Genomic DNA, 11,229 nt, shown 5'->3' with positions numbered 1-11,229 from the left:
CTGCTGCAGGGTTTGACGAGCCTGGGGCGCCAGCGGCTGCAGCAGGATCTGGAGCTTCTGGTGCGCTGCCAGAGCCTGCCAACGGGCTGGCCTGAAGCGGTGCCTGTGCTGGTGGTGCAGGGCGAACAGGACGCTGTGGTGCACGCCGCATCGGCACAGCAGCTGATCGATGACCTCGGAGCGCAGCCGCTGACCCTGCATCGGGATCCGAATTGGGGCCACGCCCTGATCACACCAACGGTGCTCTCGGTGGTGCAGCAATGGCTGGGGGCCCTGTGATTCGCCCCGACCAGGTGCTGGAGCGCTTCAGTCGCGCAGCACCGACCTACGCAGACGAAGCGTTGCTGCAACGGGCCATGGCCTGGCGCCTGGCCCAACTGAGCCGTCGCTGCTCCATCCGGCGCGGCCTGTGGGCTGACCTTGGCAGCGGCACCGGTCATCTGGCCGCAGCCCTGGAAGTCGCTCATCCAGGGCAGCAGGTGATCCGTCTTGACGGAAGTGCCGCCATGTTGAACAGCCACCCCCATGGAACCCACACCCTGCGGCATGACCTGAGCCGCGGGTTACCGAACTGGAGTGAGCCTCCGCAACTGCTGGCCTCCAGCTTTGTTTTGCATTGGTTGCCGGATCCAGCCCAGCAGCTTCGGCGTTGGGTGGATGCCCTGCCAAAGGGGGGCTGGCTGGCCCTGGCGGTGCCGGTGGCTGGAAGTTTTCCGCAATGGCAGCACGCCGCCCGGGCAGCGAATCAAACCTGCACGGCCTTGTCCATGCCGGTGCGGGAGCAACTGATGGCAGCCATACCTGATGGGGTGGTGCAACGGGACGAGTGCCTGAGCTTCACCCAACGCGCCGCCAATCCACTGCGGCTGCTGCGACCGATGAGCACCATCGGCGCCTCCGTCACCAACGGGGGCCAGCTCTCCCCAGGCCAATGGAAGGCCGTCTTCCGGGCTTGGCCCCAAGCCGATGCATCAGCCGGGTTCGCCCTGACCTGGAGGATGTGGGTCCTGATTGTGAAGCGATGAACGGCAGCGTCAGTCGCCTGGTGGTGTGCGGAACCGACACGGACGTCGGCAAAACCGTGGTGAGCGCATGGCTCGTGCAGGGGCTTCAGGCCAGCTACTGGAAACCGGTGCAGAGCGGACTGGAGGGCGGCGGTGACCGCGAACGGGTGCGGCAGCTGTTGAACCTCCCGCCGGAACGGATGCTGCCCGAGGCCTATGCCTTCCGAGAGCCGGTCTCCCCCCACTGGGCCGCCGAACTGGACGAAACGCCACTCGACCCTGCCCAACTCGCCATTCCCCAGCATCAGGGATCCCTGGTGGTGGAGACGGCTGGAGGGTTGATGGTGCCCCTCACCCGCAACTGGCTCCAGATCGATCAACTGGTGGAGTGGCAGTTGCCCATCGTTCTGGTAGCCCGCAGTGGACTGGGCACCCTCAACCACACCCTGCTCAGCCTGGAAGCGTTGAGACGGCGGAATCTCACGGTGTTGGGACTGATCCTCAACGGCCCCCTCCATGCCGACAACCCGGGGACCCTCAAGCAGTTCGGAGAAGTCCCCGTTCTAGCGCAGCTCCCGCCCCAGGCCTCGCTCTCAGCAACGGTTCTGGAGCGGCTTTGGCACGAGCAGAATCTCACCACTACATTCCGAGACATGTTGAAGCGCTCGTCCCCGTGACTTCACGTCAAACCCTCGCGACCCTGGCTGTTTCAGCACTCTGCGTTGGGATTCTGGTGCTGTTCACCGACATCGAGGTGCAGCTGGTGCGCTGGGTGAACTGCAGCGCCATCGCCACAGAGGCGGAAAAGAACAGCGACGTCTGCCGCTGACCCCTCAACCCAGGGCCTTTGCACCGGTAGGGCAGGTGCCCAGACGCATCGCGGCATGGCGCACGGCCACCCGAAGCGGCCATCCGTGACTGAGTTCAGCCTGGATCACCTCCAGCTGGGACGACGACCAACCCCGCAGCTCTAGATCACTGCGAATCGATTGCCAGTCGCCCTCAGGGACAACGAGACGTCGCTTGGCCGACGGCTCAGGTCGCGTGGTGGGAACAAAACGCTTGGATTGACGACGGGTGCGTGGGGCAGCCATCCGGGGCATCTCCAACAGCTCCAGATTCAATATGGCAAAAGCTGCCGCTGCTGCCATGGGGTCGATCCGCCATCCGAATCTTTGGCCCCCCTTCACCCAGATGGCCAGCGCAGCCAACTCCCAACGGGTGGTGTCTGGAGACGGTGCCCTGCTGATCCGTGAGCAAGGCGAGCCCCTGATCGATGCCATCAGCAGCTGGTGGGTCACCCTGCACGGCCATGCCCATCCGGTGTTGGCCAAGGCCATCGCCGATCAGGCCGCCCGCCTCGAGCAGGTGATTTTTGCCGACTTCACCCATGAGCCGGCGGAACAGCTGGCCGTACGCCTGAGCGGCCTTTGCGGCCTGCAACGGCTGTTCTTCTCCGACAACGGCTCCACGGCGGTGGAAGTGGCGCTCAAGATCGCCTGCCAGTGGTGGGCTAACCGGGGCCAACCGCGCTATCAGATCGTCGCCTTCGAGGGGGCTTATCACGGCGACACCTTCGGAGCGATGGCCGTTGGCGAACGCAACCTGTTCAGCGCTCCCTTCGAAGACAAGCTCTTTCCCGTCGCCCGGGTTCCCTGGCCGGCCACCTGGTGGGACGACGATGCCGTGGAGGCCAAGGAAGCGGCGGCACTCGAGGTGCTCGAGCGCGTGCTGGAGACACCGACAGCGGCGGTGATCCTCGAGCCGCTGCTGCAGGGGGCCGGCGGCATGGCCATGGTGCGGCCCGAGTTTCTGAGGCAGGTGGAGGCACGAACCCGCCAGGCGGGAGCCCTGCTGATCGCCGATGAAGTGCTCACCGGCTTCGGACGCTGCGGCGACTGGTTCGCCAGCCGGCGAGCGGGCATCCGGCCGGATCTGATGGCCCTGTCCAAAGGCCTGACGGGTGGATGTCTGCCGATGGGCGTGACCATGGCCAGCGAAGCGGTGTTCGAAGCCTTCGTCGGTGACGACCCCTGCCTGACCCTCTGGCACGGCCACAGCTTCACGGCCAATCCACTGGGCTGCGCCGCGGCCAACGCCAGCCTCGACCTGCTGGAGCGCAACCCCGCTGCCTTTCAACAGTTCGAACAACGGCATCGTCCTCATCTGGAACGGTTGGCGCGCCATCGGAAGGTGCAACATCCCAGGCTGACGGGGACGGTGGCCGGCTTCGACCTCGTTGTGGAGGGGAGCTCGGGCTACCTCAACCCGGCGGGGCCGAAGCTGAAACGGCTGGCGATGGAGAACGGCGTCTTCCTCCGCCCCCTGGGCCAGGTGGTCTATCTGCTGCCACCGCTCTGCATCAGCGATGCCCAGCTGGAACGCTGCTATTCGGTGCTGGAACAGGCCCTCGATCAGCTCTGAAGCTGCTGGCCTCAGGGCCCCGCCTGAATCGCCGCCTCGATATCGGCCCTGGAGAGGCCATAGGGCAGCGAACACTGCACCATCGCCTCCAGGGAACCCGGGTGCCAGATCACTTTGAGGTCCTCCCGTTCCAGCAGCAACAACGCTCGCCATTGAGAACGCTCGAGCATCCACTGGCAGGGGTTGTCGTCCATGCGGACGGCACCCAGCTGCTGGAGCCAAGCCTCAAGCGCCGGGAGAGAGTGCTGATTCAGCGGGGTGCTCTCCGGGGGCAGGGCGGCCATCAGGTTGCGTACGCACGGATGTGTTCTGAGTCTGCTCATCCGCCAGCCAACTCGGCGACACCTGCCAATCGCGGCCCTGGGCAAGCGCCACCCCCAACCCCAGCACCAGGCTGAGCAACAGCGCGATGCTCAACAGCACCAGCGAGAACCATTCCCCACCGGAAAGGGGCCTGCGTTGACCGATGCCCTGCCAGGCATCCTGGCGGGACTCACGCTGCAGTGGAGGGGGCGATGACGGCGCCTGGGCGCCAAGACTGAGGGTTGCCTGGCTCTGGCGCAGCAGAACGTCGTAGGACTCCTTGAGCTGCTGAAACGCAATGCTGGCCTGCTCGGGCGGCAGTTGCGTGGTGTCGGGATGCAGGGCCTTGGACTGGCGTCGAAAGGCTTGGCGCAAGGTTTCAGCGTCAACCCCGGGACGCACGCCAAGCCGTTCGTGATGGCTAGGGCGGGCTTCGGACACAGGGGACGGCCGGTCCTTCATCCTAAGAAGAGTTGTTGCTGCAGCCATGGCCGCCACCGCGCCTGAACCGGCGTTCTGGGACGCCCTGGGATGGCAGCCATCGCAGGCGCAGCGCGACCAGCTGATGGAGCTTCAGGGCCTGCTGCAGAGCTGGAATAAACGGGTCAACCTGACGCGCCTGGTGAACGGCGACGATTTCTGGATTGGTCAGGTCTTCGACAGCCTCTGGCCGCTGGCGGCGGAACTCCAGTCAGCAGACGAGCCGCAGCACTGGATTGATGTGGGAACCGGGGGAGGCTTCCCCGGCCTCGCCATCGCCATTGCCCTTCCCCAGGCACAGGTGACCCTGCTGGATTCCGTCGGACGCAAGACCGCCGCCGTGGAGGCCATGGCCGGAAGCCTGGGCCTTGCCGATCGGGTGCGGGTCCGCACCGAGCGGATCGAAACCACCGGGCGCGATCGCCACTTCCGCGGCAGCTTCGATCGCGCCGTGGCCCGGGCTGTGGCAGCAGCTCCCGTGGTGGCCGAATACCTGGTGCCCTTGCTGAAGAGCGACGGCCAGGCCCTGCTGTATCGGGGCCAGTGGACGGACAGCGATGCCGTGCCGTTCAACAGGGCCCTGCGGCTGCTTAAGGGCCATCTGATCGAGGTGCAACACCGGCAACTGCCCGGTGATCGCGGCACGCGGCATCTGCTGCGGGTGCAACGGATCGGCCCCTGCCCCCGCAGCTACCCAAGGGCCGTGGGAACACCCAGCCGGGATCCTCTGGGGAGCTAAGAGGAACGCTCAGACGCTCGACAAGCGCATCTGGGATTCGCCCTTGAGCCGCTGCTTAAGGCTGCGCAAAATCTCTGGGATGCGCTCACGCCACGGGCTCTCCTGCAGGACGCTCTGCAGCTCTTCGGCACTGACCTCCGCATCAAAGCCATCGGCATTGGCCCCGGCAAACCAGTGGCCGCCGGAGCCCAGCAACCCATAGCGGGCCTTGGCATAACTCTCGAGATCCCAGGCCTCCAGCAGGTTGTACAGCCAAAGCAACACCGGCAGGTTGAATTCCCCAGGCGTCGCATGCCAAGGCGGCAGCCCGACGGACCAGGTGGCCATCCAGTCACGACCCAATGCTTCATCAGCCGCTTGCCGAAGCCGCTGATCCACTGGAGCAACCAAGGACGCTGCCTCCGGCAGCAGGTGCAACGCCTCCAGGTGAAGCTCGAGATCCTCCGGCCGGGCCGCTCCCACGCTGATGGTGTGCACCCGCGGATCCTGGAGACAGAACAGGTCGTTGAAGACGATGGGATGCAGCGGTGCACACAGCTCCAACAGCCGTTGGGATGGCGTGTGCAGATGGCCGCCCTTGTCCGTGGGACTGATGATGAACACCCCCATGTCCTGACGTCGGGCCGCATCCAAGGCAGGGCCGTTGTCCTGGCGGATGTAATACCAGTGCAGATTCACGTAATCGAAGGCACCGGAGTCGCAGGCCTGTGCGATCAAGGCGGTGGAGCCATGGGTGGAGAAACCCACGTGACCAATACGGCCCTCCGCCTGCCAGCGGCGCACCACCTCCATGCAGCCCCCGGGTTGAAGGGTCTGCTCAAGATGCTCCGGCAGGTTGATGCCGTGGATGGCCAGTAAATCAAGGCGATCACAGCCCAACCGCTCAAAACTGAGCTCCAGTTCAGCCTCGAAGGCGTCGGCATCGGGCCGGGGAGGCACCTTGCTCTGCAGCAGACGGGAGGGATCGGGTGTACGCGGCAGGGCCCAGCCCAGCTGACGTTCGGAGCTGCCGTAGTGCCGCGCCGTTTCCACATGGTGAAAGCCCAGATCCACCGCGCGCTTCAGGGTCGCCTCGAGCTGGGTCTGCGATGCAGACGTGATCTCATCAGCAGGAAGGTCGGTCCAACTCTGCTGAAAGCGCATTCCCCCGAGAGACAACAGGGGGATCTCAAGCTCCGTGCGGCCGAATCGGCGGGTGGGAAGCGCCATCAACCCTGGGGACGGGGTTGCAGATTCTGGCGAATCAGGTTTTGCCGCAACGTTTCCAACGATTCAAAGGGAACCCAGTGAATGCAATCCACAGGACAGGTGTCGATGGCCTCCTGAATGCATTCGGTGGAGTCACCGTCCTGTCGGATGGCCCTTGAGCGTCCCAGATGCGGCTCAACAACAAAGGTGTTCGCAGCCACGTGGGCGCAGTAGCGACAGCCGATGCAGACGGCTTCATCCACCCAGACAGCCCGATCGCGCATGTCTCCCCCGAGCAGGGGTTCCCTCCCGGTGGCATGCTCCTGCGGGCGAGCGGGGGCGGAAAAGGCGTGAGACGAAGGATCAGCCAGGATTCAGGCGTCCCAGCGGGTCACCACGAGTTCGATCGAACCATCCTCGGTTTGGGTCTGCTCGGCAACCTGAAATCCTTCCTTGGTGGTGGCAGCCAGAACCGTATTCAGGGCGTAGCGCTGGGTGAGCTTGGAGAGAAAACGCTCCACAGGAATCTGCTGCTTCCACAGATCAAGGTCGGTGACCAGCTCATAGGACTCCGATGCGCTGTTCCAGCGGAAACCGATGTCACCACCGTCCTGCACGGCGATGGCCAGATCAGCGGTGACGGTCTGGCCGCGGTAGCCGCGCACGGGACGTTCACCCTGATCAGGGGCATAGCCCATGTCTTCCAGGGCTTTCACCAGAGGCTCCAGCTGACGCAGTTCGGTTTTGACGGTGCTGAAATGCGACATCAGTTCAAATGAGCGGGAAGAGACTGGGACTGGACCTCAGGCTGCAGAAACGCTTCGGATGTGGACTCCTGACGTTCAACCGTTCCAAGAGCAGCTTCCACTTCTTCAGTGAGCTGCTGGCACGCTTCACCAGCAACACCCTCGACCCGTTCTTCCACACGGCCGTCAGGCCGAATGGTGAAACGAATGGTCTTCTGGGGCATCGAAGAAGCGTGATTTGCGCAGCAATCTAGTGGGGGTCACCCCTGAATGTTGCGTTTGCCGTTACAAGAGCGGCGCTACAGGATGAAACCGTCGTTGATCAGAGCCTGCAGGCGTTCCAGCACCAGCGGATCCTCCAGCTGCTCGAGGGCCGTTCTGGCCTCATCGCGCACGGAGATCTCCCCGTCATGGAGCAGGGCACTCACCAAGGCTTCAACGATCTCGGCTTGCCGCGGCTGCACCAGCTGATCCATCAAACGGCCCAAAGCCCAGATGCAGTTGCTGCGCACCACCGCTTCACTGTCGATGCGCAGACTCACCAGCAATTGCCCCGCTGCGGGGTCGGCCTTGACCGGGGAACGGCTGCCGGCTTCCGCCAGGGATCCCGGACACCAGAGGCGCACCGCTGCGACATCCGTCTGCAGCGCCCGGATCAACGGATTGAGCACCGGAGCATCGGGGAAATTGCCCAGGCTCCAGGCCGCAGCCTTGCGGACGTAGGCATTGGCATCGAGCTGAAGCAGCTGCAACAGCGGCTCAACAGCCGGCGGTGATGGATTGCGGCCCAAGGCGTAGACGGCACTCATCCGCTCCACCGGACAGGAGTTCTGGAGCAAGGGCAGCAGCAGGGCAATCGAACGGGGATCACGGTGTTCACAAAACACCTGCAGGCCCTGCAGCCGTTCTCCGTGGTTGCCACGCAACAAGACCAAGCCCTGGTCACAGGCCCGGGCAATCTCAAGGGAGGAATCCTGCTCGGCGTCATCGAGCTGGATTGCATCAAGCGGATCAACGTCGTCTTCCGCCGCCAGCTCACGCGCCAACAGATCAGGATCCACAGAGAGGCTGGACAGCCCCTGGTCCTTCTGTTGGCTGCGGTCGTCAGTCATGCGGGGATGCTACGGGAGCCATTCCAGGACTCAACCCATCGGGGCTGGAGCCAGCATGTCACCGGGAAGCCAGATGCGGGCACTCACAGCGAACAACGCCAGGGCAAACAGAAGAACAATCAGAGCCGGCAGAAGCGTGGAACGAAAAAACGACACCGGAACAGGCCAATCAAGGCGTCATTCTGCTCAAGAGGGCACGGCATCGACTCGCCGCCGCAGCTGCCAGATCGAGAGGATCAGCACCGACAGACCGATCCAGCCACTCCACTGTTGATGCAACAGGAAGCCTCCGGTGCCGAGCAGGCCGCCAAACAACACACCACAGGCCAGCACGAAGCGCCGCAGCATGGCCGGCAACGACTCCATCGGCATGACGCCGAAGCGCTGGCGCAAGCGTGACCACCCGGGGCCCGGAGGACGCACCGTCCGCACAAACCGCTCCAAAACAGCGTTCGATTCCGGCGGTGTGCTCAGCATCACCGTCAACCAGACCACAGCGGAGAGGCCGGTGATCACAGCAATGCGGACCCCGTAATCCTCGATCCGAACCAGGGGCACCACCGAGGTGAACACCCCAACGAAGAAGCCGCAGAGCATCGCCGACAGCTCCGCCGCGGCATTCACGCGCCACCAGAACCAGCGCAGCACCAGAACCACACCGGGGCCGGACCCGATCGCGATCACCAGCCGAAACACCGTGCCGATGCTGTCGCTGATCAAAGCGGTGATCACCCCAAGAACGAGCAACAGAACCGTGGTGAGTTGTCCCACCAGCAACAGCTCCCGCGAACCGGCAGAGGGGCGAACAAAGCGCTGATAGAGGTCGTGAGTGAGGTAGCTGGCTCCCCAGTTCACCGAGGTGCTCACGGTGCTCATGAACGCCGCCACCAGAGAGATCACCACCAGGCCGAGCGCCACCGGGGGCAGCAGTTGCATGGCCAGGGCTGGATAGCCGAGCTCAAGATCAGCACCAGCCGGCAACAACACCAGGGCCGCCAGCGCGACCACGATCCAGAGCCAGCTGCGCACGAGGTAATTCACCACCAGAAACACCCAACCCGCCAGCCGCGCCTGCTGCTCATCCCGAGTGGCCAGCATGCGCTGGATGAACTCGCCACCCCCATCGCTGCGGCGAAAACTCCACCACTGCACAGCGATGTAGGCCGTGAACATCGGGATGCTGATGCCACTGCCCTGCAACCAGTGGAAGCCCGCGTCATCCCAGGTCCAGGGCACCAGGGACAGCAGCTCCGGCCGCTGCAGCGCCTGCAGTTGCTCCAACAGCGCTGTCATCCCTCCTGCGGCATGGAGGGCAGCCGCGGCCACGGCCAGGGCACCCGCCAACGCCAGCACAAGCTGGACCAGATCGGTGACCACGACGGCCCAGAGCCCTCCGGCCACGGTGTAACTCATCACAAGCAGAGCCACGACCATCAGGAGCCAGATCGTGTCCGTCAGTCCCAGTGCTGCGGGTTGACCCGACACCAGCCCCAGCGCTTCCACCACCTTGCGGAGGGCGAGAAAGGCATAGCCGATGCCGATGCAGTTCACCGGCACGGCCAGCAGGAAAGCCTTGATGCCGCGCAACCAAGCCGCCGCCGCTCCGCCATAGCGCAGCTCGGTGAAGGCGGCGTCGGTGAGCACACCGCTGCGGCGCCAGAGGGGTGCGAAGACAACAGCCATGGCCACGTGGGCCAAACCAAAGCTCCACCACTCCCAGTTGCCCGCCAGGCCGCGGGCACCCACCAAGCCGGCGACGTAAAGCGGCGTATCGATGGAGAAGGTGGTGGCCGCCATCGAGGCGCCGGCCAACCAACCGTTCAGACGACGGCCAGCCACGAAATAATCCGCCTCGCCGCTGTTGCGGCGGGCCAGCCACAACCCCAACACCAGGGTGAGAACGAGGTAAGCAGCGAGAAGCAGCCAATCGATCGCTGTCATGCGCAGACCCTGTTCCTCAGCAGTCTGCTGAGGAACAGGGCATCAGCCCACCCTTCAGCTCCCGGATGAATTGGGGGCCATCTGCTGACGCCGGAGCTGACCGCAGGCCGCATTTTGATCAAGCCCCCGGCTGGCCCTAAGGCTCACGGCAACACCGCGCCGCTCCAACACACGACGAAACGCCTCGATCCGCTGCGGCGTTGGTCGTTTGAACTCCTCCTCCTCAATCGGGTTGTAGGCGATCAGGTTCACGTGGCTCTGGAAACCACCAACGCGATCCGCCAGCTCTGCGGCGTGCTCGGGCTGATCGTTGAGTTCACCGAGCAGGATGTACTCAAAACTCACCCGCCGACCGGTCACATCCAGATAGTGACGGCAATCCTCGAGCAAGGCGTCATAGGGGTAGGCATGGGCTGTGGGAATCAGCTCCTCGCGCAGCCGCTGGTTGGGGGCATGGAGGCTCACCGCCAGGGTGAACTGGGCGCGGCCCAGCCGCTGCATGGCCAGTTCCGCGAGTTGCGGCAAGGTTTTCGGAACACCCACCGTACTGACGGTGATGCGCCGTTGGCCGATGCCGAGATCATCATTGAGGCAGCGGATCGCCTCCAGCACAGCGCTGCTGTTGAGCAGGGGCTCGCCCATGCCCATGAACACGATGTGGGAAGGACGACGGTCCATCGCCTCACGCACACTCAGCACCTGATCCACGATTTCGTGGGTCTGAAGTGAACGCTGCAACCCCCCTTTGCCGGTGGCACAGAAGCGGCAGGCCATGGGACAACCCACCTGGCTGGACACACAGACGGTGAGGCGTTGGTCGGTGGGAATCCCGACCGTTTCGATGGTTTCGCCGTCCTCGGTGGAGAGCAGCAATTTGGTGGTGGCATCCGTGGCCACCGAACGATGCACTTCCTTCAGCCGGCCCACATCGATGCCGGCCTCCACCAAGGCGGCACGCCAGGTCTTGGGGAAGACCGTGATGTCGGCCAGGGATCGAGCCCCCTTGGCATAGATCCAGTCATGGAGCTGACGGCCGCGGAACGGCTTCTGTCCCTGGGCGACGGCCCAGTCCTGCAGCTCGGCCGCGCTGCGACCCAGCAGAGCCTGGGTCACCAGATCAGCAGACCGTGGCCAAGCTTGATCTCCACCGCCATCAGGGCGATGAAGCCAAGCATGGCCAGACGTCCATTCAGCCGCTCGGTATGGGTGTGGAACCCATATTTGGGCAGGCGTCTCTTGGGGATCTCAGTGGGTTCAAGCATGGAAAGGGCTGCAATGGTGAACGATTGAGC

General features: G+C 64.3%; 18 protein-coding genes. 6 read left to right on the top strand and 12 right to left on the bottom strand.

Annotated features, from left to right (window positions below; all coding sequences use genetic code 11):
* The 4 genes from NCN05_RS11115 to NCN05_RS11100 form a co-directional block, all read left to right on the top strand.
* Window positions 1–279: alpha/beta hydrolase family protein (locus NCN05_RS11115; protein ID WP_250398127.1), on the top strand; the 279-nt coding region annotated here is incomplete at its 5' end.
* Window positions 261–1,025 carry a methyltransferase gene (locus tag NCN05_RS11110; protein ID WP_250398126.1) on the top strand — a complete coding sequence of 255 codons (765 nt, stop codon included), beginning with the start codon at window positions 261–263 and terminating at the stop codon, window positions 1,023–1,025. The genes NCN05_RS11115 and NCN05_RS11110, both read left to right, overlap by 19 nt.
* The gene (gene bioD / locus NCN05_RS11105) at window positions 1,022–1,681 is read left to right on the top strand and encodes a dethiobiotin synthase (protein WP_250398130.1); all 660 of its coding nucleotides are present in this window, start codon (window positions 1,022–1,024) and stop codon (window positions 1,679–1,681) included. Before NCN05_RS11110 ends, bioD begins: the two co-directional genes overlap by 4 nt.
* Window positions 1,678–1,833 carry a hypothetical protein gene (locus tag NCN05_RS11100; RefSeq protein WP_170951106.1) on the top strand — a complete coding sequence of 52 codons (156 nt, stop codon included), beginning with the start codon at window positions 1,678–1,680 and terminating at the stop codon, window positions 1,831–1,833. Before bioD ends, NCN05_RS11100 begins: the two co-directional genes overlap by 4 nt.
* Before the next feature lie 4 nt (window positions 1,834–1,837).
* On the opposite strand, the gene NCN05_RS11095 is transcribed toward NCN05_RS11100, so the two are convergent.
* Entirely contained in the window at window positions 1,838–2,113 is a 276-nt protein-coding gene (locus NCN05_RS11095) for a hypothetical protein (protein WP_502988815.1), read from the bottom strand.
* Between the two features lie 16 nt (window positions 2,114–2,129).
* On the opposite strand from NCN05_RS11095, the gene bioA reads away from it, so the two are divergent.
* On the top strand, window positions 2,130–3,428 hold the full coding sequence (bioA, locus tag NCN05_RS11090; RefSeq protein ID WP_250398125.1) for an adenosylmethionine--8-amino-7-oxononanoate transaminase: 1,299 nt from the start codon (window positions 2,130–2,132) through the stop codon (window positions 3,426–3,428).
* 11 nt (window positions 3,429–3,439) lie between these two features.
* On the opposite strand, the gene NCN05_RS11085 is transcribed toward bioA, so the two are convergent.
* Window positions 3,440–3,712, bottom strand: coding sequence for a DUF3143 domain-containing protein (locus NCN05_RS11085; RefSeq protein WP_250398124.1), 273 nt, complete (start codon window positions 3,710–3,712; stop codon window positions 3,440–3,442).
* A complete protein-coding gene (locus NCN05_RS11080; RefSeq protein ID WP_284500669.1) occupies window positions 3,654–4,193 on the bottom strand; it encodes a J domain-containing protein in 540 nt (179 codons plus the stop codon). The genes NCN05_RS11085 and NCN05_RS11080 overlap by 59 nt, the downstream gene beginning before the upstream one ends.
* Window positions 4,194–4,218: 25 nt before the next feature.
* Between NCN05_RS11080 and rsmG the strand changes: the two genes are divergently transcribed.
* The gene (rsmG, locus tag NCN05_RS11075) at window positions 4,219–4,950 is read left to right on the top strand and encodes a 16S rRNA (guanine(527)-N(7))-methyltransferase RsmG (RefSeq protein WP_250398122.1); all 732 of its coding nucleotides are present in this window, start codon (window positions 4,219–4,221) and stop codon (window positions 4,948–4,950) included.
* Window positions 4,951–4,959: 9 nt separating this feature from the next.
* Here rsmG and NCN05_RS11070 read toward each other — a convergent pair whose 3' ends face one another.
* The 9 genes from NCN05_RS11070 to NCN05_RS11035 all read right to left on the bottom strand — a co-directional run bounded on the left by NCN05_RS11070 (window position 4,960) and on the right by NCN05_RS11035 (window position 11,199).
* Window positions 4,960–6,159, bottom strand: coding sequence for an aldo/keto reductase (locus NCN05_RS11070; protein WP_250398121.1), 1,200 nt, complete (start codon window positions 6,157–6,159; stop codon window positions 4,960–4,962).
* On the bottom strand, window positions 6,159–6,509 hold the full coding sequence (locus tag NCN05_RS11065) for a ferredoxin (RefSeq protein WP_250398128.1): 351 nt from the start codon (window positions 6,507–6,509) through the stop codon (window positions 6,159–6,161). Before NCN05_RS11065 ends, NCN05_RS11070 begins: the two co-directional genes overlap by 1 nt.
* A 3-nt stretch (window positions 6,510–6,512) precedes the next feature.
* Window positions 6,513–6,905, bottom strand: a complete 393-nt coding sequence (locus NCN05_RS11060) for a DUF1257 domain-containing protein (RefSeq protein ID WP_011365007.1) — start codon at window positions 6,903–6,905, stop codon at window positions 6,513–6,515.
* Complete coding sequence (locus NCN05_RS11055; RefSeq protein WP_115010030.1) at window positions 6,905–7,108, bottom strand: DUF2997 domain-containing protein; 204 nt, start codon at window positions 7,106–7,108, stop codon at window positions 6,905–6,907. The genes NCN05_RS11060 and NCN05_RS11055 overlap by 1 nt, the downstream gene beginning before the upstream one ends.
* A gap of 75 nt (window positions 7,109–7,183) precedes the next feature.
* Window positions 7,184–7,996 (bottom strand): HEAT repeat domain-containing protein, encoded by an 813-nt coding sequence (locus NCN05_RS11050; protein WP_114989424.1) that lies wholly within the window; start codon window positions 7,994–7,996, stop codon window positions 7,184–7,186.
* A gap of 30 nt (window positions 7,997–8,026) precedes the next feature.
* Window positions 8,027–8,152 (bottom strand): DUF8624 family small hydrophobic protein, encoded by a 126-nt coding sequence (locus NCN05_RS12555; RefSeq protein WP_011365010.1) that lies wholly within the window; start codon window positions 8,150–8,152, stop codon window positions 8,027–8,029.
* A 30-nt stretch (window positions 8,153–8,182) separates the two neighbouring features.
* Entirely contained in the window at window positions 8,183–9,937 is a 1,755-nt protein-coding gene (locus NCN05_RS11045; protein WP_250398120.1) for a sodium:solute symporter family protein, read from the bottom strand.
* Between the two features lie 54 nt (window positions 9,938–9,991).
* Window positions 9,992–11,050 carry a dual-specificity RNA methyltransferase RlmN gene (gene rlmN, locus NCN05_RS11040; RefSeq protein ID WP_250398119.1) on the bottom strand — a complete coding sequence of 353 codons (1,059 nt, stop codon included), beginning with the start codon at window positions 11,048–11,050 and terminating at the stop codon, window positions 9,992–9,994.
* Window positions 11,047–11,199, bottom strand: coding sequence for a CAB/ELIP/HLIP family chlorophyll-binding protein (locus NCN05_RS11035; protein ID WP_006850847.1), 153 nt, complete (start codon window positions 11,197–11,199; stop codon window positions 11,047–11,049). Before NCN05_RS11035 ends, rlmN begins: the two co-directional genes overlap by 4 nt.
* Between the last annotated feature and the right edge of the window lie 30 nt (window positions 11,200–11,229).

The sequence above is a fragment of the Synechococcus sp. MU1651 genome, from assembly GCF_023630635.1.
Taxonomy (GTDB): Bacteria; Cyanobacteriota; Cyanobacteriia; order PCC-6307; family Cyanobiaceae; genus Parasynechococcus.
The sequence above is the reverse complement of the archived record's forward strand: the minus strand, read 5'-3'. Positions and strand labels throughout refer to the sequence as shown.

Excerpts from the sequence above, each read along its gene's own strand:
- NCN05_RS11110 (WP_250398126.1), top strand. The coding sequence starts at position 261 with ATGGCTGGGGGCCCTGTGATTCGCCCCGACCAGGTGCTGGAGCGCTTC.
- bioD (WP_250398130.1), top strand. The coding sequence starts at position 1,022 with ATGAACGGCAGCGTCAGTCGCCTGGTGGTGTGCGGAACCGACACGGAC.
- bioA (WP_250398125.1), top strand. The coding sequence starts at position 2,130 with ATGGCAAAAGCTGCCGCTGCTGCCATGGGGTCGATCCGCCATCCGAAT.
- NCN05_RS11085 (WP_250398124.1), bottom strand. The coding sequence starts at position 3,712 with ATGGCCGCCCTGCCCCCGGAGAGCACCCCGCTGAATCAGCACTCTCTC.
- NCN05_RS11080 (WP_284500669.1), bottom strand. The coding sequence starts at position 4,193 with ATGAAGGACCGGCCGTCCCCTGTGTCCGAAGCCCGCCCTAGCCATCAC.
- rsmG (WP_250398122.1), top strand. The coding sequence starts at position 4,219 with ATGGCCGCCACCGCGCCTGAACCGGCGTTCTGGGACGCCCTGGGATGG.
- NCN05_RS11070 (WP_250398121.1), bottom strand. The coding sequence starts at position 6,159 with ATGGCGCTTCCCACCCGCCGATTCGGCCGCACGGAGCTTGAGATCCCC.
- NCN05_RS11060 (WP_011365007.1), bottom strand. The coding sequence starts at position 6,905 with ATGTCGCATTTCAGCACCGTCAAAACCGAACTGCGTCAGCTGGAGCCT.
- NCN05_RS11055 (WP_115010030.1), bottom strand. The coding sequence starts at position 7,108 with ATGCCCCAGAAGACCATTCGTTTCACCATTCGGCCTGACGGCCGTGTG.
- NCN05_RS11050 (WP_114989424.1), bottom strand. The coding sequence starts at position 7,996 with ATGACTGACGACCGCAGCCAACAGAAGGACCAGGGGCTGTCCAGCCTC.
- NCN05_RS11045 (WP_250398120.1), bottom strand. The coding sequence starts at position 9,937 with ATGACAGCGATCGATTGGCTGCTTCTCGCTGCTTACCTCGTTCTCACC.
- NCN05_RS11035 (WP_006850847.1), bottom strand. The coding sequence starts at position 11,199 with ATGCTTGAACCCACTGAGATCCCCAAGAGACGCCTGCCCAAATATGGG.